Origin of the sequence: Desulfonatronum zhilinae, from assembly GCF_900182865.1 — a bacterium.
In the GTDB taxonomy this organism is placed as follows: domain Bacteria; phylum Desulfobacterota; class Desulfovibrionia; order Desulfovibrionales; family Desulfonatronaceae; genus Desulfonatronum; species Desulfonatronum lacustre.
The window spans coordinates 1-24,263 of the sequence record NZ_FXUJ01000019.1 but is presented as its reverse complement, the minus strand read 5'-3'; the positions used below and the strand labels follow the sequence as shown (position 1 = coordinate 24,263).

Sequence of the window (24,263 nt, the reverse complement as noted above, 5' to 3'; positions counted from 1 at the left end):
ACAAAGTCCTTCTTTCTTTATCCTTGTCGATGATCAAGGTTCTTCATTGACCACGATGGCCGGGTCGTTCAGGAGTTTGAGCGCGTCCAGGAGGATCAGGTCGGGGCCGAGCACGCCGCGCAGATAGGCCCTGGGGACGCCTTCCAGGTTCGGAAGGGGTGGGTTCAGGTTTGCCAGGGGCACGGAACCGGCCCCGACCAAGGCTTCGGCCAGGATGCCCAGGCTCATGGTTTGCGAGGCCAGGACCACCACTTTGGGCGTCTGATTTTTGTCCTGGTTCGTTGCGGATCGGGGCAGATCGAAAAACAGGCGCAGGTCGATCACGGACAGGATTTTGCCTCGGATGTTCACGATGCCGTGGACAAAGGCCGGGGTGCAGGGGACCGGGGTCGGGTCCCGCAGGGGCAGGACTTCGCGGACATGGATGGATTCCACGGCGTAGCGTTCCCGGGCCAGAATGAACTCCACGATGTCCAGGGTCGGGCCCTGGCTTTCCGGTGTCTCGACGCGGCGAGCCAAAAGTTTGGCCCGCTCCCGGAGGATGGCCCGCTTGCGGTCCACGGTCGCGGTGTCGTCCTGCATCAGCGGCCCTCCTTGCGCAGCATATGAATGGTTTCCATCAGTCTTCCGGCGGACAGGCCGCCCATTTCCGGAATGGGCGCGTCACGGGGCAGGTCCGCCAGCAGATCCAGAACATTGTTGAAATACCGTTCGGCCTGTCCGGAGTCGTGCTCCCGCAGGGCGATCCCGGCCAGGGCCGCATGGGCCGCGATGCAGTCCGGATCAAGGTAGAGCAGCCGCTTCAGGGGCTGCCGGGCATCCTTGTCCCGGCCCATTTCCTGGAGAATCATGCCCTGGAGGTAAAGCACTTGAGGGTCGGTCTTGTCCACTGCCAGAGCCTGTTCGCACCAGTCCAGGGCCGCGTCCGACCGTCCCAGATCGGCCTGGATCCGGGCCATGAGCCGCAGGACCCGGATGCGTCGCCTGGGATGCGGGTTCAGGGCGTTTTCCCCGGAAAGCAGAGCCTGTAAAAGGGCTTCGGCTTCACCGGCCCGGCCCTCCTGAACGGCTAGAGCCGCTTGTTCGTACTCCGGCCACGACGGGTCCGGACTATCTTTTGATGCATTGCTCAATGAAGCTGGAGGCGGGTCGCTGATTGCTTTTTGGGGTGCTTCTGGTGGCGGTTTGGAGACTGTAAACGGCGACGCCGCCGCAGGACTGGATGCCCTGTATGCTGGGGATGGCGATGGTATCGACGTCTGACCGTCCAGGGCTGAAAAGGTGGTTTGGATCGTGGTGTCGGCTTTCCACCCCGTTGTCGGGGAAAAGGACGTCTCGGGGGAACCGGAAGGGGGACCTTTGCGGTAGACCGTGGCATCCGTGAGGTGGATGGGCGTGAACTCCGTGGCCAGCAATTGGGAACTTTCACTGGGAGAAACGATCAGCCATCCGCCGTCCACCAGGCAGCGGTGAAAGCGATGGATCACTCGGCGGATGGTTTCAGGCAGGAGATAGATCATCACGTTGCGACAAACGATCACGTCCAGGCCGGAGGTGGCGTTGAGCAGGGACGGATACGTGTCCGTGGCCAGGTTCAGGTGGGCGAAGGAAACATTGGCCCGGAATCTGGGCTTGATCGCGTAGCGGTCGCTGCCCACGGGCGTAAAGTGGCTGTCGCGAAGGGTGGCGGATACGCCCCGGAATGACCATCTGGAATAGATGCCGTGACGGGCTTTTTCCAGGGCCAGGGGGTTGATGTCCGTGCCCAGAATACGAATGGTCCAGGACGAGGGTTCCGGGAGGGTTTGGTCCAGGAGCATGGCCATGGTGTAGGGCTCTTCGCCGGAACTGCATCCCGCGCACCAGATTCGCAGGGTGCGGTCCTGGGGCCAACGGGCCGCGATCACCTCCCGCAGGACGTGCTCCTGAAGGGCCCGCAGGATGTTCTGTTCTCGGAAAAAGTAGGTTTCCCCGGTGGTCAGCCGCCCGGCCAGAAGCTGGATCTCTTCCTCGTTCAGGGAAGAGTCCAGCAGATTGCGGACAAATGCGGTGGGGCTTTCAAAGCCCTGGAGCGTCGACAGTTCCAGAACGCCCCGCCGCAGGTCCTCCAGCTTGTCTTCGGAGAACCGCAAGCCCATTTTTTCGCCGATCAGCGCTCCCAGCCGGGAGAGCAGTTCCGGGGAAGGTTCGGCGACAGATCGAGAGGGGGCGGTCACGGGAGCGTCTCGATTATCGGTTCGGGTTCCGGCATGGTTTCGCCTTCCAAGGAGTCTTTGGCGACGACTGATGTTGGGTCGGGTATTGCGTCTGATGTTGGGTGGGGCGGGAGCATCGCGGCTATCGCGGCAACGAAATGCCGGATGTTCCGGATCAGGACGATTTCTCCGTCCATCGTGGCCACCACGGCCGTCCCGGGGCGGTCGTCCTGGCCGGAGACGTGGTCAGCGCCGTTTTCAGGAGCATGGCCAGAAACCTCGGTTGATCCTTGATCCTCTGATTTGCGGCTTGGGCACGGTGTATCCGTTTCCCGCGACGCCACGGCATCCATGGGCAGCGAGACCGGTATTTCCTCCAGTTCCTCAACCCCATCCACCCCGTTCACCAAGAGAGCCAGCGGCGGCCCGGCGGCCCGGGTCAGAATGAAACGATCGCTGGGCTCAATGGTTTCAACTTTGCCACCTTCATGCACCCGAATGTCGATCACCGGCAAAATCTCACCGGCCACGTTGATCACGCCCTGGACCAAAGGGGGCATGTTTCGCACCGGCGTGGTTTCCGCGGCCGGGACCACGCGCAGGACATCGGAAACCGCCAGGGCATAGCGTCGGTTCGCGGCGTGGAAGAGCAGGTAGATATCGTGTTCGGGCATTGGTCTGGGTATCCGTCAAGGGGCCGGGTGCTGGTCTGTCTCCATTATACTGGTGGTCCTTACGGGAAAGGGTCATGCCGTGCAATATGTTTGAATCGTATCACTTCGACACAAGCAGTCGTGGCCTCCTCTTTGAGGGTCGTGTTTACAAGCGATCGGGCAAGGGATATGAACCCTTACTTTTGCGAATGTGGTTTTTTGTCTCAAGGCGGTTCGGGAACAGTCGCGCGCGTTGCCGATCATGCCCTGGTCCGACGGATTTTTTAATCATAACAATGACCGCCGAAATCAATACGTTTTTTCGGATTGGAGCACACTGACCCATGATCAAAACCTTGCGGCTTTTGTTTATCGTTCCGGCCTTGGCGTTTGTTTTCTCCTGTCTTGCCCCCCAGGCGGCCGATGCGCAAGACATGGCCGGAAATATCGCGCCGTCCGAGGTTCGGGAGCTGTTTGCGGCCTATCCTGAACTGGTATTGGACGTCCTGCGGGACAATCCCCTCGAACTGGTGGAAATTCTGGAACAGGCCGTGATGGCCAAGCGGGAGGCGGATCACCGTCGGCAGGAGCAGGCCGATCTGGCCGTGGAGCGCACTCCGGAAGTTTCCGACCAGCGTCCCATCCGGGGCAATGCGGATGCCGCCGTGACGATTGTCGAATATTCGGATTTCCAGTGCCCGTATTGCAGTCAGGCCACGGAGACCGTCAAACGCCTGATGGCCCTGGATCAAGCCGGGGAACTGCGCCTGGTTTTCAAGCACCTGCCCCTGAACCCGGTTTCCCAGGAATTGGCCTTGGCTTTCGAGGCCGCGGCCCTGCAAAGCCACGATGCGGCGTGGAAGCTGCACGACCGCCTTTTCGAACAACAGGGCCGGTTGCGGGGCGGGGCCGAGGCCGTGCTTCAGGAGATCGTCGCTGAATTGGGCATCGATTCGGAGCGGTTCGCCGAGGACCGCAAGCGCCCGGAACTGGCCGAGTTGATCCAGGCCGATATGGATGAGGCCCGGAAATTCGGCTTCAGCGGTACCCCCATGTTTCTGGTCAACGGCATTCCGCTGCGCGGAGCCGTGCCGTTGTCCGAGTTTCAGCGCGTCATTGAACTGGCCAAGACGCGGGATTCGGTCGGGTCGAATTAAAGGACCGATCAAGGAGTCAATCATATGACAAGCACCAACACTATTGCGCCCAATTTCATCAAGACCATCGTGGAGGAAGACCTGCGGGCCGGAAAAAACGACGGCCGGGTGACGACCCGGTTCCCCCCGGAGCCCAACGGCTATCTGCATATCGGCCATGCCAAGTCCATTTGCCTGAACTTCGGTCTGGCCCGGGAATTCGGCGGGGCCTGCCATATGCGGTTCGACGACACCAATCCGATCAAGGAAGATGTGGAGTACGTGGAGTCCATCAAGCGCGACGTGCGCTGGCTGGGCTTCGACTGGGGCGACAACCTGTTCTACGCCTCGGACTATTTCGACCGGCTCCACGACTACGCCCAGGAGCTGATCCGCCGGGGCAAGGCCTACGTGTGCAGTCTGAGCGCCGAGGATATCCGGGCCTACCGCGGCACCTTGACCGAGCCGGGCCGGAACAGCCCGTACCGCGACCGAACCGTTGAAGAAAATCTGGAGCTGTTCGCCCGGATGCGGGCCGGGGAATTCGAGGACGGCGAGCATGTGCTTCGGGCCAAAATCGACATGGCTTCACCCAACGTCAGCCTGCGCGATCCGGTGATCTACCGGATCAAGAAGGCCGCCCACCACCGGACCGGAAGCGCCTGGTGCATTTACCCCATGTACGACTTCGCCCACTGCCTGTCCGACTCCATCGAGGGGATCACCCACTCCATCTGCACCCTGGAGTTTGAAAACAACCGCCCCCTGTACCACTGGTTCCTGGACGCCTTGGAAACCCCGTGCCACCCGGAGCAGATCGAATTCGCCCGCCTGAACCTGAGCTATACCGTGCTCAGCAAGCGCAAGCTGATCCAGTTGGTTCAGGACAAGGCTGTGTCCGGGTGGGACGATCCGCGGATGCCGACCATCTCCGGCCTGCGGCGGCGGGGCGTGCCTCCGGAGGCGTTGCGGACGTTCTGCGATCGGATCGGCGTTGCCCGGGCCGACTCCACGGTGGACATTTCCATGCTGGAGCACTGCGTCCGTGAGGTGCTCAATGTCCGTGCCCCCCGGGTGATGGCCGTGCTGCGGCCCCTGAAGGTGGTGATCACCAACTACCCGGAAGACCAGATCGACGAGTTGGAAGCGCCCCTGCATCCGGAGAACCCGGAGATGGGCTCGCGAGAGATTCCCTTCGGCCGGGAGCTGTACATCGAACAGGACGACTTCATGGAGGAGCCGCCCAAGAAATTCTACCGGTTGGCGCCGGGCCGGGAGGTCCGGTTGCGCTATGGATATTACATCACCTGCCGGGAAGTGATCAAAAACAGCCTGGGCGAGGTTATGGAGCTGCACTGCACTTACGACCCGGCCTCACGGGGCGGAGGCACTCCGGACGGGCGCAAGGTCAAGGCCACCCTGCACTGGGTCTGCGCCCGGACGGCCAAGCGGGCCAAGGTCCGGATCTACGACCATCTCTTCACCACGCTCAACCCCAACGAAGCCCCGGAAGGCAAGGATTTTCGCCACAATCTCAACCCCGACTCCCTGGAAGTCCTGGAAAACTGTCTGGTGGAGCCGCATTTGGCCGCGGCGGAAACGGGCAGCCGCTGGCAGTTCGAGCGTCTGGGCTATTTCAGCGTGGATCCCGTGGAAAGCACTCCGGAGGAACTGATTTTCAACCGGATCATCTCCCTGCGCGATACCTGGGCCAAGGTCCAGGCCGCGGAGAACAAGCAGGTCTGAAATTTGTTTTCCCTCACCCAACATCTTCGCGAGCCCCATGTCCAATACTGACAAGCCCTCCACGCCGCAGGCCGGACAGCCGCAATCGGATGCCTCCCCGTCCCATTACGTGGCCATCGGCGCGTCCGCCGGCGGTTTGGAAGCCATCGAGTCCTTTTTCACGAGCATGGTCCCGAACAGCGGGCTGGGGTTTGTCGTGGTCCAGCACCTTTCGCCGGACTACAAAAGCCTGATGAAGGAACTGCTCTCCAAAAAGACCCGGATGCCGGTGCACCGGGCCGAGGAGGGGATGCTCGTCAAGGCCGACAACGTCTATTTGATTCCGCCGAAAAAGAACCTGACCATTTTTCACGGCAAGCTGCTGCTCTCGGAGCAGGACCACACCCGGGGCATCAATCTCCCCATTGATGTGTTTCTGCATTCCCTGGCCGAGGACCAGGGGGAGCGGGCCGTGGCGGTGATTCTTTCCGGCACGGGCAGTGACGGGATGCGCGGAGTCCGGGCCATCAAGGAATTCGGCGGGATGATCATGGCCCAGAACGAGGAGAGCGCCAAGTTCGACGGCATGCCCCGGGCCGCCATTTCTACTGGCCTGTGCGATTTCATCCTCCCGCCGGAGGAAATGCCCGGACAGCTCCTGAACTGGGTCAAACATCCTTACGTGACCAAGGCCGAGCGGGCGGAGATGCTGTTCAAGGAGGAGGAAGGTCTGACCCGGATATTCTCCATTCTCCGGGAACGGTTCAAAGTCGATTTCACCTATTACAAGCCCAGCACGGTCAACCGCCGCATCGAGCGGCGGATGACCATCAACCAGGTCAAGGACATCAAGGACTATGTCGCGTTTATGAACAGCTACGCCGGAGAGGCCGCGGTCTTGTTCCGGGAACTGCTCATCGGCGTGACCAGTTTTTTTCGAGATCCTTCCGTCTACGACGTATTGGGGCAAAAGTGGCTCAAGGAACTGATTCAGAGCATAGACTCACGGGAAATCCGCTTCTGGGTGGCCGGTTGCTCCACCGGGGAAGAAGCCTACAGCCTGGCGATTCTGGCCAGGGAGTGCCTGGCCGACCTTGAGGTCAGTCGGGATATCAAAATATTCGCCACGGACATCGACCGGGACGCCATCCACTTCGCGGCCAACGGCACCTATCCGGAAAGCATCGCCGCGGACGTTTCCCCACAGCGGCTGGCCAAGTTTTTTCATCGAAAAGACGAGCATTTCCAGATTTCCCGGACCATCCGGGAAATGGTGGTCTTTGCCCAGCACAATCTGATCAAGGATCCGCCCTTTACCAACATCAGCCTGATCTCCTGCCGCAACCTGCTGATCTACCTTCAGCCCTCCCTTCAGCAGAAGGTTTTCGAGTTTTTCAATTTTTCCCTGAACCCAAACGGGCTGCTTTTGCTGGGTACCAGCGAGACCATCGGCGACATGACCGAATACTTCGCCCCCTTGGATCATAAATGGAAGCTCTACCAGTCCAAGGGCCGGATGAAGCGGGTCGGAGGACCGATGCAGTTGGCGGTGACCGACACCAGGGTCCAGGAGGTCAAAGGGCAGTTCGCCGCGGCCCGCAAGGCCCTGCATTCCGGGGACCCGGATCGGGTTTTGGAGCGCTTCCTGGACGCCGTCAGCACCCACTACATCCCCTTGGCCCTGATCGTGAACGAACAGATGGAAGTGCTGCACATTATCGGGAACAGCGAGGGGTATCTGCGTTTGCCCTCGGGCAAGCCGACCCTGAACGTGACCAAGATGGCCGCCAAGCAACTGGCCATCCCCATGGCCACGGGCATCCAGAAGGTCTTTCGCCAGGGCAGGGACGTGGCGTTTCACAACTTGCCCATGCCCACGCCCGTCGACACCCGCACCGTAAACCTGCGGTTCGTGCCTTTGCCCATGGCCAAGGGTCAGGCGTCGTTGGTGGCGGTACTCATTGAGGAGGCCTCCCAGACCGTGTCCCAGGTCGGCATGGCTCGGGCTGCCGACGCCTGCGACCTGAGCCAGGAAGCCGAGCAACGGATCAACGATCTTGAACAGGAACTGCAATTCTCTCGGGAAAACCTGCAAGCCACCATTGAGGAGTTGGAAACCTCAAACGAGGAGTTGCAAGCCACCAACGAGGAACTGGTGGCCAGCAACGAGGAACTGCAGGCCACCAACGAGGAGCTGCAATCCACCAACGAGGAACTGTACACGGTTAACGCCGAATACCAGAACCGAATCATCGAGTTGACCGAACTGAACCACGACGTGAACAACCTGATGGCCGCCTCCATGGTGGGCAAGCTGCTGCTGGATGAAAACTTCGAGGTCCGGCGATTTTCTCCGAAAATCACCGACTTGTTCCGCCTGATGGAAAAGGACATCGGTCGGCCCATCTCCCATATCGTGCATTTTCTGGAGGACATGGACCTGCTGAAGATGGCCCGCAAGGTCCAGGAGACCACGGAGATGATCGAAACCGAGGTCCGGGCCCAGGGCGATCGATGGTATCTGATGCGGATCACCCCGTATTTGGTCGGTCCCAATGTGTACTCCGGCACCGTGCTGACCTTCGTGGACATCACCCGGCTGAAAACCGTGGAGCAGGAATTGCGGGAGTCGGAACAGCGCTTCGCCTCCGTGGCCAACACGTCGCCGGCTTTGATCTGGATGTCCGGCCCGGACAAGCTGTGTATGTGGTTCAATGAACCCTGGCTGGCCTTTACCGGCAGGACCATGGAGCAAGAGCAGGGGGACGGTTGGACCAAAGGCGTCCACCCAGAGGATCATGCCCGATGTCTGCGCATCTACTCCGAAGCCTTCGACCGGCGCGAGCCGTTTGAAATGGAATATCGACTGCGCCGCCATGACGGGGAATACCGCTGGCTTCTGGACCAGGGGCATCCTCGAATTTCCACGGACGGTGCGTTCATCGGCTATATTGGTTCGTGCTTGGACATCACGGCACGGAAAATGGCCGAAGACGCTCTCCGTACTGAACGAATGCACATTTTCGACTGGTTCGACGACATTGATGAATGTATCTACGTCGCGGACATGGAAAACCATGAAATTCTTTATGCCAACAAGGCCATTGAGCGGCTTTTCGGCGAGGGCCTGGTAGGGCGGACCTGCCATGAACGGATTCAGGGCACGGATCAGCCTTGCGAGAGCTGCGCCGAGAAGGTCGCGTCCGCCGGTGAAAATGGCGTTATGGTCCGAGAATATCACAATACCCTGAAGAATATCGACTTTCGCTGCGTGGACAAGATCATTCACTGGCATGACGGGCGTGAGGTTTGTCTGCGCTACCTGAAGCGATTGGAAACATCTTGACCATCCGCCTCCCCGCGGGATGAAGGCCGCTGTGGAAGGAGTTTGGCCTCAACACCACGGAAGCCCGATGAAAACAACGGATAATTTGCGCTTCTGGACGCTTCGGCTTCTCCTTGGCCTGCTGCTTGGCACCATGGTCGCGGTGATCCTAAGTTGCGCTCCGGAGACCGCGCCGCGGTCGGCGTGCCGGGACGCCCTGGGCTGCGTCTGGATCGAGCCGGACGAGGCGGTGAAGCTCGTCAGCTTGCAGACCTTCAGCGGCCCTTTGGAGACAGTCAGCGTTGAGCATCTCCGGACCTTGAAAATGCATGTCGCTGAACACGGCGGACTGCACGGCCGGGCCGTGACCATCGTGCGCGAGGACGAACAGTGTTCCGCGGCCGGGGGATTGGTGGCGGCCCAGAAAATCGCCACGGATTCGAGCGTGGTCGCGATCCACGGCCCCAACTGCTCCAGCGCTGCGGTTCCCGCAGCCCGCGTTCTCTCTGAAGCGGGGATGGTCATGGTCTCCGGGACTGCCACGGCCCCGTCTTTGACTTCCCAGAACGGCAAGCGGGGCGAGCACCACCAGCCGGGCTTTTTCCGGACCGCGGCCAATGATCAGTTCCAAGGGGTGGCCGCGGCCTCCTTAACCTACGATTTTCTGGGGTTGCGCAGAGTCGCGGCGGTTCATGATCAAAGCCCCTATGCCGCCGGCCTGACCGAGGCCTTTGCGGAAGCCTTTCTGGCCAAGGGCGGCGAAGTGGTCTTCATCGGCGCCGTCGCTCCGGGAGACCGCAATATGCGGCCCGTGGCCCAGGCTATGGCCGGATATGGTCCGGAATTGCTCTTTCTGCCGATTTTTTCTCCAGAAGCCGAATACTTGATCCAGGCCATCCGGGCTGAACCGGAACTTTCCAATTTAATCCTGCTCAGTGCGGACTCCATCTTCAACCAGCCATTCATTCAGGGCTGCGGCGACGTCTGCCGGGGCATGCTCTTCATTGCCCCGGACCAGGTCCGGAGCCCGGCGTACACAGCGTTTCTGGACCGTTATGTTGAAAATCACGGTACGGGCCCGGTGGGCTACTTCCATGCCCACGGCTACGACGCCGCGTCCATCCTGCTCCACGCCCTGGAACAGGCCTCTTTTCCGGAGCCGGACGGCTCTCTGCGCATCGAGCGGCAGCGGATCCGGGACGTCCTGCATGGACTGCGCCGTTTTCCAGCCCTGACCGGAGCGCTAAGCTGCGACGCCTTCGGCGACTGCGGCGTCCCGCGATTCAAGCTGGTCCGTCTGGAAGCGTCCATGGATTTCGAACAGACCTTGAACAACACTCTTGCCGTGTATGCCCCCTGATTCCATGGTTCCCTCCCCGCAGTCCAAACACGGCGTCGGATCGTTGATTCGGCAATGGTGGCGCGGGTCGTCCATCGGCTTCAAATTCGCGGCCATCATGGCCTTCATGCTGCTCTTGATCATGCTCACCGCCCTGACCGGGGCCATCGCCCTGCGTGCGACCCTGAACCATGTTGAATCCGTGATCATCGCCAGCACGGACATTCGCGAGCTGACCCTGGAAATCGACCGGGAACTGCAATACGCCCGCCAACTTGAGCGGGGTTTTTTTCAACAATGGCCCAAAGTCGGTTTTTCCCAGGCCATGAAGTCCTTCGGGGAACCGCTGCAACTTCGGATCGAGTACGTGATCGCCCTGACCACCAGATTGCGCGGCAAGCTTGACGATCCGGCCATCAGCCAGGACTTGCGGGACACGGTGCTGTACCTGGACTTTTATCTTTCCGCGGCGGAACGCTACGCCGAGGCGTTTGCCGAAGCCGTGTTGCTGGTTTCGGAACTGGCCAAGGAAGACACCGGGCGACAGACCACGCTGTACGTGATGGGCGACGTGCTGGCGGAGCGGATGGAGATGCTCCGGCATTGGGATCTGCTCCTGCTGTTTCGTACGGCCCAGACCTGGCAGAACCGCTACCTGGCCACCCGGCAACGTTCGGACATGCAGTCCGCTCTGAACGTGTTGAAAATCTTTGAAGACCGCTTGCTCCTCGACCCGGACCTGCCGGAAGTCAGTCGTTCGGACCTGCAGAACATGCTGCGCTATCACGGATACGTCGCCGAGCGGATTCTCGAGTTGGACCGGCTTTTGGAGGCGAAGTCACGGGAGTTCGATCTGCGGATTAACGCCTTGTTGCCCATTTCCGAACAGCTGATGACCCAGGCTCGGCAGGAGGTGGATCGGGCCTGGATGAGCATCGCCAAGACCCGCTGGAACGCCTCCATGCTCTTGCTCTCGGCCGTGGTCTGCGCCGTGCTTTTGGGATTGACCTCAGCCCTGTTCATGCACCGCTCCATCTCCCGCAAGTTCGCGGTTCTGACCGCCGCCGCGGATGAGATCCGGGGCGGCAATCTCCAGGCCCGGGCCGAGGTGCGATCCAGCGACGAGATCGGTCGACTGGCCGAAACCTTCAACACCATGGCCGAGCGCATCGCGAAGCTGATGCACGACCTGCAGCGGCGCATGGAAATGACCCAGAATCGGCTGTTCCAGGGTATCGAGTCCATTGAGGAAGGGTTTGCCCTGTTCGACAAGCACGGACGCCTGGTCACCGCGAACCGCAACGTGACCAGGATGTTCCCGGCCCTGGAAAATGCCTTGCGCACCGGCATTTCGTTTCACGAATGCCTGTCCGTGATCCAGGAGGCCAAAATGCTTCCCCGCGAACGATCCACGAATTTGGATCAGCCTGGACGGCAGGAAAACTGGTTGGAACGACACCTGGACATGTTTCGCCTCGGTGTCGGCACGGAAGAAATTCGCGTCTCCGAGGAACGCATCCTGCGGGTTCGGTATTCCCGAGCGGCCAACGGCGAAACCGTGGTCCTGCTGGAAGACGTCACCGAACGCGCCTGGATGCAGGAACAGCGCCTGGAAATGGAACGGCGGCTGCTTCATGCCCAGAAGCTGGAAAGCCTGGGAGTCATGGCCGGTGGTATCGCCCATGATTTCAACAACCTTCTCGCGGCCATGATGGGCAACATGGAACTGGCTCTGTCCATGTCCGGCTTGGCGGAACCGAGCCGCAAGCGCGTGGAACAGGCCCTTTTAGCCGCCCGGCGAGCCGCGGACCTGACTCGTCAGATGCTGGCCTATTCGGGGAAGGGCGGATTCGATGTCCGTTCCGTGGTGCTTAACGACCTGGTCCGGGACAACGCTCATATTTTCCAAACCGCCCTGGGCAAGAACGTTCGCTTCGTTCAGGAACTGACCTCGTCCCTGCCCCCGATCCGGGCCGACGCCGGACAGATCCAGCAGGTGATCATGAACCTGATCACCAACGCCTCGGAAGCCATTGGCGACCATCCCGGAACCATGACCCTCGCCACCCGGCTGGCGCATTGCGACGCCGCGTTTCTGGGCCGTTCCCGGCTCGAGGAAAAGCCCGAGCCCGGCTGGTTCGTCCACCTGGAGGTTCGGGATACGGGCGTGGGGATGAGCGAGGAGGTCCAGTCCAAACTGTTCGATCCGTTCTTCAGTACCAAGTTTACCGGACGCGGGCTGGGCCTTTCCGCGGTCCTGGGCATCGTGCGCGGTCATCGCGGAGCGATCATCGTGGACAGCGCTCCGGACTCGGGGACCACGTTTCACGTGCTTTTTCCGGTGGACGATGCAATAGTGAAAAGCTCTCCGCTTCCGGAGCCGTCGTTGACCTCGAATCCGGTCGCCGAAGCCGGAAGCGACGTTCATCCGGAGCCGGAACTGATCCTGGTCGTGGACGACGAGGAAATGGTCCGGGACCTCTCGGTTGAAGCCTTGAGACATATTGGGTATGCGGTGATCACGGCCAAGGACGGCGTCGAGGCGGTCCGGGTTTTTCAGGAAAACCATCAACGGATCGGCTGCGTGGTCCTGGATCTGATGATGCCGAACATGGACGGGGTCACGGCGTTCACGAAACTGCGCAAGATCGCGCCGGACGTCCCGGTGGTCCTGTGCAGTGGATACAGTTCACGGGAAGCGGAGCAGCGCTTCGCCGCCGACCGTCCCGGGGCGTTTTTGCAAAAACCGTTCAGCATCGAGGCCTTGCGGCGGGCGATTCTCGACGTGCTGAAAAACCGCAACCAATCACGAGGATAAACAATGGCTTGGTTTTTTCTGGCCGTTGCCGGTGTTTTCGAGATAATCTGGGCCATCGGCCTGAAGTATTCCAACGGCTTTACCCGACTCTGGCCCACGGCGCTGACGCTGACGGCCATGATCTTCAGTTTCGGCTTCCTGGCCCAGGCCCTGCGAACTATTCCCGTGGGCACCGGCTACGCCGTCTGGACCGGCATCGGCGCCGTGGGCACGGCCGTCCTGGGGATCATCCTCTTCGCCGAACCGGCGACCTGGGCCCGGATCGGCTGTATCCTGCTGATCGTATCCGGAATTTTGGGGTTGAAACTGGTTTCCTGAGATTCGCGAACTCGAATCACGATGGTCGACGTGCAGCCCGAACTCCTCTCTCAAGTAAAACTTGAAGAACACCCCTCCACTGCTTCCGGCACGCTTTCCGCGACCCTGACCGGTCGGCTGGACGTCCGAAGCACGGGGGCAATCTGGGGGCGGTTGCAGGTTCTCGTGGGCAAGGCCCGGTCGGTGGTTTTGCGTCTGGATGTTTCAGAGGTGGAGTACGTGGACGCCTCGGGGTTGGCCTTGTTCGCGGAACTCGACGAGGATTTGCGAGGCAGGGGAGGGGGGCTGGAGCTGGTCGGGATGCGCGAGGAACTGCGTCGAAGCCTGGAGCGGTTTCAGGCCCAGAGTCGTGCCGCCGCCGTTCCGGCGCGGCGTGGCGGGGTGCTGGAGCGGATCGGGCGCGGCGCCCAGGCATTTTGGCGGGACGTGCGGGATTTGGTGGGCTTCGTGGGGCTGTTCGTTTCCGGGTTCGTCCAGGCCCTGAGGCGTCCGGGGAGCATCCGGTGGCGGGACTTCTGGCTGAGCTGCGAAACCGTGGGGGCCAACGCCGTGCTGATCATCATCCTCATCGGCTTTCTGATGGGCTTGATCATCTCCTTCCAGTCCGCCATGCCCCTGCGGATGTTCGGCGCGGAAATCTACGTGGCCAGGCTTTTGGGTCTGTCCATGATCCGGGAACTCGGCCCGCTGGTCACGGCCATCATCCTGGCCGGTCGGTCCGGGGCGTCCTTTGCCGCGGAACTGGGCACCATGAAGATCAACCAGGAACTGGACGCCCTGACCACCATGGGCCTGGACCCGGTCCGGCTGCTGGTGGTCCCCCGAATGCTGGCCGCCATGTGCATGACGCCGCTGTTGACCATGGTGTTCATCGTCTTCAGCCTCATCGGCGGGGCCGTGGTCATGCTTTCCCTGGGCTATCCCCTGGTAAGCTACACTAATCAGGTGACGCTTTCCGTGGGCGTGGGGGATCTGGTCAACGGGCTGTTCAAATCCTTCGTTTTCAGCCTGCTGGTGGGCTGGATCGGGTGCGTGCGCGGCCTGCAGACCGGGCAGGGGGCCTGGGCCGTGGGCGCGGCGACCACCAGCGCGGTGGTCAGCGGGATTATTCTGATAGCGGTCATGGACGGCATATTCGCGGTGCTGTATTATGTCTTTAACTACTGAGGCCACGGCCTGCGGCATGGAAGCCGGTGACCGGGGCGCTCCGCTGATCCAGGTCCGGGCCTTGACGGCCGGTTATGGAGAACAAATCATTCTCCGCGACGTGAACCTGGAGGTCTTTCCCGGCGAGGTGTTGATCCTCCTGGGCGGTTCAGGATGCGGAAAAAGTACGTTGCTCAAACAGATGATCGGCCTGGAGCGGCCCATGTCCGGCACGGTATTGATCAGCGGCCGGGATATCCACGCGGCCCGGGGGGCCGAACGGACGCGTATCCTGCACGGCTTCGGAGTCAGCTATCAGACCGGGGCTTTGTTCGGTTCCCTGAGCGTCCTGGAAAACGTCCTGTTGCCGCTGGAAGAGTGTACGGACCTGCCCAAGCCCTTGCGGCTGCGCGTGGCGCGGATGAAGCTGGCCCAGGTGGGGCTGGCCGGGTTCGAGAACCACGCCCCTTCGGAGCTGAGCGGCGGGATGGTCAAGCGGGCGGCCATTGCCCGGGCCATGGCCCTCGACCCCTGTATTTTATTCCTGGACGAACCCTCAGCCGGGCTGGACCCCGTGACCTCCGCCGAGCTGGATGCCCTGATCCTGGACCTGGCCCGCAGTCTGGGCATGACCTTCGTGATCGTGACCCACGAACTGGCCAGCGTGTACGCCATCGCCGACCGGGTGATCATGCTGGACAAAGCCCGGCAAGGCATCGCGGCCCAAGGCGACCCGAGAACTCTGCGCGACCAATCCACTGACCCGCTGGTCCAGGATTTCTTCCACCGTCACGTATCTGGAGGGCGAATGTTAAAGGGTGAAACACCTGAACCCATAAACCGTGAACCCCTTCTCTCATGAGCGTCCAGACCAACTACGTCAAACTCGGGGCCTTCGTTTTGATCACCACGGCCTTGATCATCGCCGGGCTGATCGTGCTGGGCGGCGGCAAGCTCTGGAGCGAGCGCTTCCTTGTGGAAACCTATCTGGACGAATCCGCCCAAGGGCTGGAAGCCGGGTCCGTGGTCAAGATGCGCGGCGTCCAGGTGGGCAATATCGAACGGATATCCTTTGTTTACCTCAAATATCCCGAAGCGTTTCAGGCCGGACACCGCTACGTGCTGGTGGAGATCGGCCTGCAGGCCGACAAGTTCGGGGAATTCCCCCGGGACAGGTTCAAGGAACTCCTGACCGAGGAAATCGCTACCGGGCTGCGGATTCGGATCACTCCCCAGGGACTGACCGGAGCGGCTTATCTGGAACTGGACTATACCATTCCGTTTCGGGCTCCGGCCCTGCCCATCAACTGGACGCCTGCCGCGCCATACATTCCTTCGGCCCCGGGAACCATCGCCCGGTTCGAGGAAACCTTCGAGTCGGTCAGCACCACTCTGAAGAACCTGGAAGAGGTCAATCTGAGCGGCCCGGTGGAGCGCCTGGAGCAACTCCTGAGTCTGGCCATGGAGAAGGTCGACGCGGTTCAGACCGAACAGTTCAGCGCCGAGGCCATTGCCCTGATGGAAGAGCTGCGCCGGACCAACGCCCAGGTGGCTCGTCTTCTGGGCGGTACGGACGATCCCGCGGGGCAGGGCGAGAGGGTGGATCTGCAATCCATCTTCCAGGACGTCTCCCTGGCCATGCGCGAAGTGCGGGGCATGGCCGAAGAAGTGAATAAATGGGTCCATGCCGAGCAGGGCGGGCTGGAGGACGTGCGCCTGGCCATCGTCGATCTGCGGCGGACCATGGCCGGGGCCCCGGAGATGGTGGAGGATTTTTCCACCGCTGCGGACACGGCTCAGGAGAGTTTTTTACGCCTCCAACTGCTCCTGGGTCAGATCCAGCTTGGCCTGGCCTCGAAGCTGGAACAGATCGACGTCCTGCTGCACAACCTTGGACGATCCAGTGAAAACATTCGGGAAATCACGGATGACGCCCGGGATTATCCCTCCAGGCTGTTCTTCGGCGAACCCCCGTCCGGTTTTCGGAACCAGGAGTCCTTCCCATGAGCCGTTTGTCGCTTTTTTTGCACCCGATGAAGTATCTCGGCGTTTTTGCCTTGGCCATTTTACTGGGCCTGTCCGGTTGCGCCTCCCTGAATCGCCCAGACCCGGATCGTCGCCATTACCTGATCCAAGTCCAACGTCCCGAGCCCGCGCTGGAGCGTCCCGCCGAGGCTCCGATTCTGGCCGTGCGTACCTTTCGCGTCGCTCCGGCTTCCGATTCCAGGGGCATCGTGACCATCCGGGCCGACGGGCTGGTTCAGCGGGATTTTTACGAACGCTTCTTTCTGTCTCCGGGTGAGATGCTCGCCGGACAGTTTCGGAATTGGTTGAGCCAAGCCGGGCTCTTCAGCCTGGTCACGGACATGGGGGGGCTGACCGAGCCGGACCTGATTCTGGAAGGGTATGTTCAGGAACTGCACCGGGATCTGCGTTCCGACAGGCCCCAAGCCGCGCTGGCCCTGCAAATGCTGCTGCTGCGCCCGACCCGCTCCGGGGCCATGGAGGTGGTCGCGCAGCGGGATTATCACCAGGTTTTGGATCTGCCTGACGGTTCGATCAGTTCCCTGGTGGCCGGTTGGAATTCGGCCTTGGCAGGGATCCTCACGGACGTGGAGAGCGCCTTGCGGGACACGGCGCTTTCGCCGTTGGCTTCGAGCCGTCTTCAGGAACCGGATCAATGACCACCCGGGTCTACGACGCCGCAACCCACGTCTTCGACCCCTTGCACGCCTACTGGGAGTCCGAGGCCAACCGCAAGGTGGTCACGGTCTTGCTGGTGACCCTGTTCCTGGTCTCCCTGGGACTGATCGAACTGAACCGGCAAGGAATGTTGCCGGCGTCCCTGCAAGGGGTGGTCGGGTTGAGCCATTTTCAGGCCATCAACGCGGCCTTTACCCTGGTTTTGCTGGTGGAGGTGGTCAGCCTGATCTTCGTGCTGCCCTGCTCGGTTTCCAAGTCCGTGGGCAAGCAGTTCGAGATTCTGGCGCTGATCCTGTTGCGCAACTCCTTCAAGGAACTGGTCTATCTGCCCGAGCCCATCCAGCTCGGCACGGACATGATGCCGGTGCTGCGGATTCTGTCCGACGGCTTCGGGGCCCTGGCCATCTTCGTAATCCTCGGTCTTTACTACCGCCAGCAGAAGCAGCGCGGCGAACTGATGACCGGCGAGACCCGGTACCGTTTCGTGGCGGCCAAGAAGCTGGTGGCCCTGGGCCTGCTGGCGGTGTTCATCGCCCTGGCGGTCTATGGGGGTTGGGACTTTTTCTTCGGAGACCGTGCTTTTGCCTTTTTCGCCACTTTTTACACGGTCCTGATCTTCAGCGATATCCTGTTGGTTCTGGTTTCCCATCGATTCCTCCCGACCTTTCACGCAGTGCTGCGCAACTCCGGATATGCCGTATCCACCCTGTTGCTGCGCCTGTCCCTGACCGCGCCGCCGTATTACGACGCCGGAATCGGCGTGGCCGCGGCCCTTTTCGCCCTGGCCCTGACCTGGACCTATAACGGTTTTTACAGTACCAAGGATGGCTAAACTGGAGAGAGTCATCAACCTGTCTACAGGACGGAAGTCGTCATGAATCAGGAGCGTATGCCTTTATTTGTCGGCCTTTCGGAGATGGCCGGGGAGCATGCTGAGTTGGCCCGGGACTATCTGCAATATTTGCTGGCGGCCAAACGCAAGGAAGCGTCGAACCTGGTGGTGAAAGCCGTGGAAAACGGAGTCACCGTCAGGGACGTCTATCTGCGGGTCTTTCAGCCCGTGCTCTACGAGGTCGGCAATCTCTGGCAACGCAACCAGGTCTCCGTGGCCCAGGAGCATTACTGCACCGCGGCGACGCAGTTCACCATGTCCTTGCTCTACCCGTACATCTTCAGTGGCAAGCAGATCGGACATCGGTTCGTAGGGTGCTGCGTGGGCGGAGAACTGCACGAGATCGGGATGCGGATGGTCACGGACTTTTTTGAAATGGAAGGCTGGGACACCTACTACATGGGAGCCAACACGCCGGATGAGGACGTGATCCGGACCATCATCGAACAAAAGGCCGATGTGGTGGGCATCTCCGTGACCATGACTTTCCACCTGCACCTTGTGGGCCGCTTGATCCTGCGCATTCGCAGCCGTCCGGAATGCCGCGACGTCAAGATTATGGTCGGCGGATATCCTTTTCTGGCCAATCAGCAGCTTTGGAAGGGCGTGGGAGCGCATGCTTTTGCCCCGGACGCCCATCAGGCCATCGAGGTGGCCGGTCGTCTTCTGAACGACGGGAGAAAGCCATGAAAAAGACCGAACACCGCGACGTCATCGCCCTGCTGTGCGACGATATGGGGGTTGTCCGGGAAGTGCTCGCCGACGAGCGCAACCGGTTCGAGAATGTTCCCGCCGGGTTGCCGTTCACGGCCTTCGTCCATCCAACGTCCCTGATTAAAGCCCGAAACTTTCTGGAGGAAATTCGAAAAAGCGGCATTGTCCTGGACTGGGAGCTGGGCGTGTTTACCAACAACACGGTGACCATTCTCCGGTTCACCGGAATCCGCCATGAGAAGCAAACGGTCATAGTCGGGGCCGAGGACATCAACTCGGTCATGGAACTTTATGAAGAGATCCTCAGCATGCACGGCGACCAGATCTCCTTGCTCCGGGCCGAGGTCAAGAGGCGCAAGGAACTGGCCGACGAACTGCATTTGATAAATCTGGAAGGTTACGAGGAGGTCACCCGGCTGAACAACGAGTTGGTGACCATGCAGCGGGATCTGGTCAAGAAGACCCGTGCACTGGAAGCCTTGGATCAGCAGAAGAACCTGTTTCTGGGCATCGCGGCCCACGACCTGCGCAATCCCATCGGGAATATCCTGAACCTGAGCCAACTGCTCCAGGGCGAGTTTCAAGGCAAACTCAATGAAGACTCCGCGCTGTATTTCCAGTTGATCGATTCGAGCTGCGGCTTTCTGCTGCAATTGATCTCGGACCTACTGGACTTTTCCCAGATCGAGTCCGGCAAGTTGACCCTGGAACTGGAAACCGTGGACCTGGAAGCGTTGATCTCCCAGCAGATATCCTACGCCCGGACCTCGGCCGAGGCCAAGGGCGTGGAGCTGGTGTTCGCCGTCCAGGGAGAGGGTCCGCACGTCATCCAAGGGGATCGCGGTCGCCTGACCCAGGTGGTGGACAACCTGGTCAGCAACGCCGTGAAGTTCAGCAGCGCGGAGAGCCGGGTCGAAATCAGCCTGGCCCGGAAAGAGAAGGATCTGCTGTTCACGGTCCAGGATCATGGAGCGGGCATCAGCCCGGAAGACCAGGCCAAACTATTCCAGCCTTTTGCCAAGGCCTCGGCCCGGCCCACCGCCGGAGAACGCAGCACCGGCCTGGGCCTGAGCATCGTCAAACGAATTGTCCAAGCCCACGGAGGCGAAGTCCGCTTGGAGAGCGTCGTCGGCCAGGGAACGACGTTGCGCGTACGTTTGCCGATGGGAAACGGATAGCGCAAAGCTTTTCGGTATTCAGGCCCGCGCCCCAGTAGCCCGGCCTTCTTCTCCCAGCACTTTCCAGACAAAAATATTCTTGGCGATTTCGTCGTCCAAGGCCAGTTCGGTCTGCTCGTATTTGATGCAGAAGGCCGGGGTCTTGCGGTGGACCGTGACCACTGTTCCCGGATTCAGGCCCAGCGAGATGAGCTGTTGCAGGTTGGAGTGGCTGCCGGGTTTGATGTAGGTGATGGTGCCTTTCTCGCCGGGTTGCAGTTCGTCCAGGCCGACCACCGTGTTGCTGATGGTCCGCTGTCCGGCGTGACAGCACGGGCCTTTGGGGATGGGCTTGCCGTCCGGACAGATTTCCGGATGGCCCAGCAAGGTGCAGATGGATTCCTCCACTTCGGGCAGCAGGGCGTGCTCCACCTCGCAGGCGATCTTTTCCATTTCCGAGTTTTTGAGTTTCAGAATGCTCTTGAGCAACACCTCGGCCAGGCGGTGCCGACGCATGATCTTTTCGGCATGGGCCTTGCCCTCACGGGAAAACAGGATCTTGCCCTCGCCGCGGACGAGCAGACCTTGGCGTTCCAGTTCGGAAACATCCTCATCCGAAAAATCCACGCAACAGTACTTTCTGACGTCCTCCAGAGCGTACTTCCCGCATTCGCTGGCGCAGAGCACGGCCTCCAGAATTTCCTCGTGTTTGTGTTCCATGGTTGATGATCCTTGTGAGTCGAAGACGCTATGTGAAGGTGATCCCGGCCAAGCGACACACGTGGTTCAGCAGGCCGGCCAGGACGATGGCGTAGACCGTTACCGTGCCCAAGATCAAGGCCCCGGCCCGGGCGCCGCGTTCCTTGAACAGGACGATGGTCGCGTTGATGCATGGGGCCAGAAAGGTCATCAGCACCAGGTTGACCACGATTTGCAGGTTGGTGAACAGGGGGCTGAGGTGCTCCAGTTCGGCCACGCCGCTTTCCCGGCGGATCATGGTCTTGATGAACACCTGGATGCTCTGTTCCGGAAGGCCCATGACCGTGTTGATCACCGGCCCCAGGGCGGCTTCCAGGGCGTTCAGCCCGCCCACGCGCTGGAAGAGGAAGATGAACATCGAGGCCAGGACAAAGATCGGCAAAGCCTCCTTGATGAAAAAAAAGGTCTTCTGAGAGGCCATTTTGATCACCGGCCAGGGCTTGGGCAGGCGCATGGTCGGGATTTCCAGGATCAGGTGAGAGCGCTTGCCCGGAATGACCTTGTTCGCCAGCCAGCCGGCCAGGAGCAGTTGCGAAAAAATCAATCCATAAACCGTGATGGAGGCGGAGACGGGCATCTTGGCCAGAATGATCATCATCACCGCCAGCAGCGGGGCGCACGGCAGGCACAGAAAGACCAGGAACGAGGCGATGTTTTTTTCCTTGTCCGTACTGAGTACCCGTGTGGTCAGGATGGACATGGTCACGCAGGAAAAGCCCATGAACAGAGGGATCACGCCCTTGCCGTTCAGGCCGATCAGGCGGAAGACCCGGTCCAGAAGAATGGAAATCCGGACCAGGTATCCGGAGTCCTGCAGAAAACCGAAGGCGATGTAGAAGCAGAAGATCACCGGCATGACCAGCCCCAGGGCCAGAAAGACCCCGGTGGGGAACACGCCGAAATCCGGGTCCATGAGCATGTCCCGGATCAGGGCGCTGGGAATGAAGTCCACCAGGGCCGCGAGCAGCGGGATCAGGTGGGCCTCGAAGAGTTGGTCGTGGATCGTATCCACCAGGAAGGTGGCCCCAAAGGCCCCGATGAAATAGTACAGGAGCACAAGGATACCCAGGGCAATGGGAATGCCGGTGGAAAGTTGGGTGCACCAGTCGCCGAAGGAGAGGATCAGCGAACTTTTGGTTGGCGGTTCGACCTTTTGAACCTGTTCGGCGATCCTGGCGGCCTCGGCCTGGTAGAGGTTGCTCAACTCGATATCCACGGCAAGGGGCCTTTCCCGACGGGCTTCCTCGGCGAGTCGGTGAAGCTGGTCGAGCATTCCGGCCCCGTATTTATCCAGGATGTATCGTTCCACGGCCGTGTCCTCGGTGAGCAGCAGGATGCCCAAGGCCCTGGAAGAAAACGGGCTTGAAGGCATCAATTTCTGCACCACCGAAAGAAACTGTTCGACCCGCTGGGAGTACGTCACAAGAGGCTTCATCGGCCGGACGTCGTCCAAAGCCCGGCCGAGCTCCCGCACCCCGATTCCTTCCCGGGCAATGGTGGTCATTACGCGCATGCCCAGCTTTTCTGAAAGCTTGGCGTAGTCGATCTCAATGCCTCGGGATGCGGCCTCGTCGACCATGTTCACGACCAGAAGCATGGGCAGCCCGTATTCCGCGAACTGCAGGGCGATGGCGATGGTCCGCTTCAGGTTTTTGGCGTCCGCCACCAGGACGAGACGCAGGTCTTCGCCCGGGATTTCCGGGGACAGCAGAATGTCCCGGGAGGCCCGTTCATCCTCGTTGGTGGAGAACAGAGAATGGATGCCCGGCGTGTCCAGGGCCGTTCCGTCTCGCCCTTTGAGCCGTCCCCGAGGAATGGAGACCGCGATGCCGGGGATCGCGATTTCAGCGCAGTCGGAAGCGGTCAACCGGTCGTACAAGGTGCTCTTGCCGACTTTCATCGTGCCGATGAACACATAATGGGGGCTGGGCCCCTTGTGGGCGTCGGCACGGCAGGAGGTGTCGCATTGGTCACAGATGGTCATGGTCGTCTCACGTTCGTCTCTCGGTCGTCATGTGGGTGGAGGGAAAGGTACTTCGTCCGTTCCCGCCGGTGGTCGCTTTCCTTCCCAAGCTTTCCGAAGGCCGTCAAGTTACCCCTGTTTGGTTCAAGGGCATCGAAATCGAAATCGAAATCGTGATCGAAATCGGAAAATACGTGCTTCACGCCGTAATGACGCCATCTTCTTGATATGATGTTCGATTTCGATCACGATTTCGATTTCGATTTCGATACCGATCCGATAGTGCGTGAAAATCGAGAGATCACATCTGCCCAGGGAAGGCTGTCGACCGGGGATTGATCTTTTTGGGGACTGCTGTCACCTTGTCAGAAAGTTGGTTCCATAACGGACGGACCCGGAATGACGAGGGTGTCCGTCAAACCAAGGAGGGAGCATCATGAAGAAGAATACCATCATAACCAGCCTGGCTCTGAGCGGGTTTTTGTTGTTCGCCGGCACGGCGGCCGTTTCCGCTGTAGCCCTGGACGGGGAGAAACTCTATCAGGAGCGGTGTTCCCAGTGCCACGGTTTGGGGCGGGTTGAGCGGGCCACCAAAGACCAGGCTGGCTGGGAAACCACGGTGGACCGGATGATCGGCAAGCGAGCCGGATTGCTCAACGCCGAGGAGCGGGACGCCGTGGTGGAATATTTGGCCAACCGGTAGGGCGGTTTTGTGAACAAGAACGCCGCGAACACGGCCGTTGTCGCCTTGGCGATGACGGCCGTGCTGTTTTGGCTGGGGGCACTCCCTTGTTTTGCATTTGATCAGGCGGACCTGGAGCGCCTTCTGCTCACTCGGTCCTGTCCGGGATGCGACCTTAGCCGGGCGGACCTGAGCAAAGCCGATCTGACCAAGGCTGATCTGTGGGGCGCGGATTTGCGGTTCGCGAATTTGGCGGAAGCCAATCTGCTTGAAGCGGATTTGCGCGAAGCCGACTTGCACGGGGCCGACCTCCATATGGCCAACCTGATCCGGGTCGATCTCAAGGCCGCGGACATGACCACCTCGGACGCGACCGGGGCCAATCTGTACAGGGCGGTGCTTGCCGGAGCCGACCTGACCGAAGCCGTCCTGTTCAAGGCCAACTTGCACAGGGCGGACCTGAAGAACGCGCGCTTGGTTCGCGCGAACCTGTTCCTGGCGGACCTGAGCCGAGCCGATCTGAGAGGGGCCGAGATCGACGGCGTGGAATGGAACGGAGCCAACCTGATCGGCGCCGTGTGGATCGACGGGCGGACATGCGGCCCCGGTTCCAGGGGCGAGTGCAGGTTGGACTGAAGGAACGTGCTCTGGAACCGGGGGGGCATCTCAGCGTCAGATGATCAATGTCCGTGGTGGTCCGTCGGAGCCGAAGCGTCGCCCCATTGCTCCAGCCATTCC

The 24,263-nt window shown here is 60.7% G+C and carries 20 protein-coding genes; 15 read left to right on the top strand and 5 right to left on the bottom strand.

The genetic code is table 11. From position 1 onward, the window contains the following. Positions 1–33: 33 nt before the first annotated feature. Genes AC559A_RS14310 through AC559A_RS14300 form a run of 3 tightly spaced genes read right to left on the bottom strand, consistent with a single transcriptional unit; the run spans position 34 to position 2,869 of the window. Positions 34–582: a chemotaxis protein CheW gene (locus AC559A_RS14310; RefSeq protein WP_498818427.1), complete on the bottom strand. Its 549-nt coding sequence runs from the start codon at positions 580–582 to the stop codon at positions 34–36. Continuing rightward, complete coding sequence (locus AC559A_RS14305) at positions 582–2,216, bottom strand: CheR family methyltransferase (protein WP_498818426.1); 1,635 nt, start codon at positions 2,214–2,216, stop codon at positions 582–584. Before AC559A_RS14305 ends, AC559A_RS14310 begins: the two co-directional genes overlap by 1 nt. Next, positions 2,213–2,869, bottom strand: coding sequence for a chemotaxis protein CheW (locus AC559A_RS14300; RefSeq protein WP_498818425.1), 657 nt, complete (start codon positions 2,867–2,869; stop codon positions 2,213–2,215). The genes AC559A_RS14305 and AC559A_RS14300 overlap by 4 nt, the downstream gene beginning before the upstream one ends. A 323-nt stretch (positions 2,870–3,192) precedes the next feature. Here AC559A_RS14300 and AC559A_RS14295 point away from each other — a divergent pair, with 323 nt between their 5' ends. From AC559A_RS14295 to AC559A_RS14235, 13 genes are all read left to right on the top strand, one after another. Next, positions 3,193–4,005: a DsbA family protein gene (locus AC559A_RS14295; RefSeq protein ID WP_498818424.1), complete on the top strand. Its 813-nt coding sequence runs from the start codon at positions 3,193–3,195 to the stop codon at positions 4,003–4,005. 24 nt (positions 4,006–4,029) lie between these two features. Beyond that, the gene (locus tag AC559A_RS14290; protein ID WP_498818423.1) at positions 4,030–5,730 is read left to right on the top strand and encodes a glutamine--tRNA ligase/YqeY domain fusion protein; all 1,701 of its coding nucleotides are present in this window, start codon (positions 4,030–4,032) and stop codon (positions 5,728–5,730) included. A 37-nt stretch (positions 5,731–5,767) separates the two neighbouring features. Then, complete coding sequence (locus AC559A_RS14285; RefSeq protein WP_498818422.1) at positions 5,768–9,055, top strand: chemotaxis protein CheB; 3,288 nt, start codon at positions 5,768–5,770, stop codon at positions 9,053–9,055. Positions 9,056–9,122: 67 nt separating this feature from the next. Further along, positions 9,123–10,394 carry a branched-chain amino acid ABC transporter substrate-binding protein gene (locus AC559A_RS14280; RefSeq protein WP_498818421.1) on the top strand — a complete coding sequence of 424 codons (1,272 nt, stop codon included), beginning with the start codon at positions 9,123–9,125 and terminating at the stop codon, positions 10,392–10,394. Then, positions 10,384–13,191, top strand: coding sequence for a hybrid sensor histidine kinase/response regulator (locus tag AC559A_RS14275; protein WP_498818420.1), 2,808 nt, complete (start codon positions 10,384–10,386; stop codon positions 13,189–13,191). Before AC559A_RS14280 ends, AC559A_RS14275 begins: the two co-directional genes overlap by 11 nt. A gap of 3 nt (positions 13,192–13,194) precedes the next feature. Beyond that, positions 13,195–13,509, top strand: a complete 315-nt coding sequence (sugE, locus tag AC559A_RS14270) for a quaternary ammonium compound efflux SMR transporter SugE (RefSeq protein WP_028571668.1) — start codon at positions 13,195–13,197, stop codon at positions 13,507–13,509. A gap of 30 nt (positions 13,510–13,539) precedes the next feature. Beyond that, positions 13,540–14,676, top strand: coding sequence for an ABC transporter permease (locus AC559A_RS14265; RefSeq protein ID WP_498818419.1), 1,137 nt, complete (start codon positions 13,540–13,542; stop codon positions 14,674–14,676). Continuing rightward, entirely contained in the window at positions 14,660–15,517 is an 858-nt protein-coding gene (locus AC559A_RS14260) for an ABC transporter ATP-binding protein (protein ID WP_498818418.1), read from the top strand. Before AC559A_RS14265 ends, AC559A_RS14260 begins: the two co-directional genes overlap by 17 nt. Next, a complete protein-coding gene (locus tag AC559A_RS14255; RefSeq protein ID WP_028571666.1) occupies positions 15,514–16,662 on the top strand; it encodes an MlaD family protein in 1,149 nt (382 codons plus the stop codon). Before AC559A_RS14260 ends, AC559A_RS14255 begins: the two co-directional genes overlap by 4 nt. Further along, positions 16,659–17,339, top strand: a complete 681-nt coding sequence (locus AC559A_RS14250) for a hypothetical protein (protein WP_498818417.1) — start codon at positions 16,659–16,661, stop codon at positions 17,337–17,339. The genes AC559A_RS14255 and AC559A_RS14250 overlap by 4 nt, the downstream gene beginning before the upstream one ends. Then, on the top strand, positions 17,336–18,190 hold the full coding sequence (locus tag AC559A_RS14245) for a hypothetical protein (RefSeq protein WP_028571664.1): 855 nt from the start codon (positions 17,336–17,338) through the stop codon (positions 18,188–18,190). The genes AC559A_RS14250 and AC559A_RS14245 overlap by 4 nt, the downstream gene beginning before the upstream one ends. Before the next feature lie 57 nt (positions 18,191–18,247). Next, positions 18,248–18,940 (top strand): cobalamin B12-binding domain-containing protein, encoded by a 693-nt coding sequence (locus tag AC559A_RS14240; RefSeq protein ID WP_498818416.1) that lies wholly within the window; start codon positions 18,248–18,250, stop codon positions 18,938–18,940. Beyond that, positions 18,937–20,142 (top strand): sensor histidine kinase, encoded by a 1,206-nt coding sequence (locus tag AC559A_RS14235; RefSeq protein ID WP_498818415.1) that lies wholly within the window; start codon positions 18,937–18,939, stop codon positions 20,140–20,142. The genes AC559A_RS14240 and AC559A_RS14235 overlap by 4 nt, the downstream gene beginning before the upstream one ends. A gap of 18 nt (positions 20,143–20,160) precedes the next feature. On the opposite strand, the gene AC559A_RS14230 is transcribed toward AC559A_RS14235, so the two are convergent. Together AC559A_RS14230 and AC559A_RS14225 are read right to left on the bottom strand one after the other, a co-directional pair. Continuing rightward, entirely contained in the window at positions 20,161–20,841 is a 681-nt protein-coding gene (locus tag AC559A_RS14230; RefSeq protein ID WP_498818414.1) for a metal-dependent transcriptional regulator, read from the bottom strand. A gap of 28 nt (positions 20,842–20,869) precedes the next feature. After that, a complete protein-coding gene (locus AC559A_RS14225) occupies positions 20,870–22,864 on the bottom strand; it encodes a FeoB small GTPase domain-containing protein (RefSeq protein WP_498818413.1) in 1,995 nt (664 codons plus the stop codon). 415 nt (positions 22,865–23,279) lie between these two features. Here AC559A_RS14225 and AC559A_RS14220 point away from each other — a divergent pair, with 415 nt between their 5' ends. Together AC559A_RS14220 and AC559A_RS14215 are read left to right on the top strand one after the other, a co-directional pair. After that, positions 23,280–23,546 (top strand): c-type cytochrome, encoded by a 267-nt coding sequence (locus AC559A_RS14220; RefSeq protein ID WP_028571662.1) that lies wholly within the window; start codon positions 23,280–23,282, stop codon positions 23,544–23,546. 9 nt (positions 23,547–23,555) lie between these two features. After that, positions 23,556–24,161, top strand: coding sequence for a pentapeptide repeat-containing protein (locus tag AC559A_RS14215; RefSeq protein WP_498818412.1), 606 nt, complete (start codon positions 23,556–23,558; stop codon positions 24,159–24,161). The last annotated feature ends 102 nt before the right edge of the window (positions 24,162–24,263 follow it).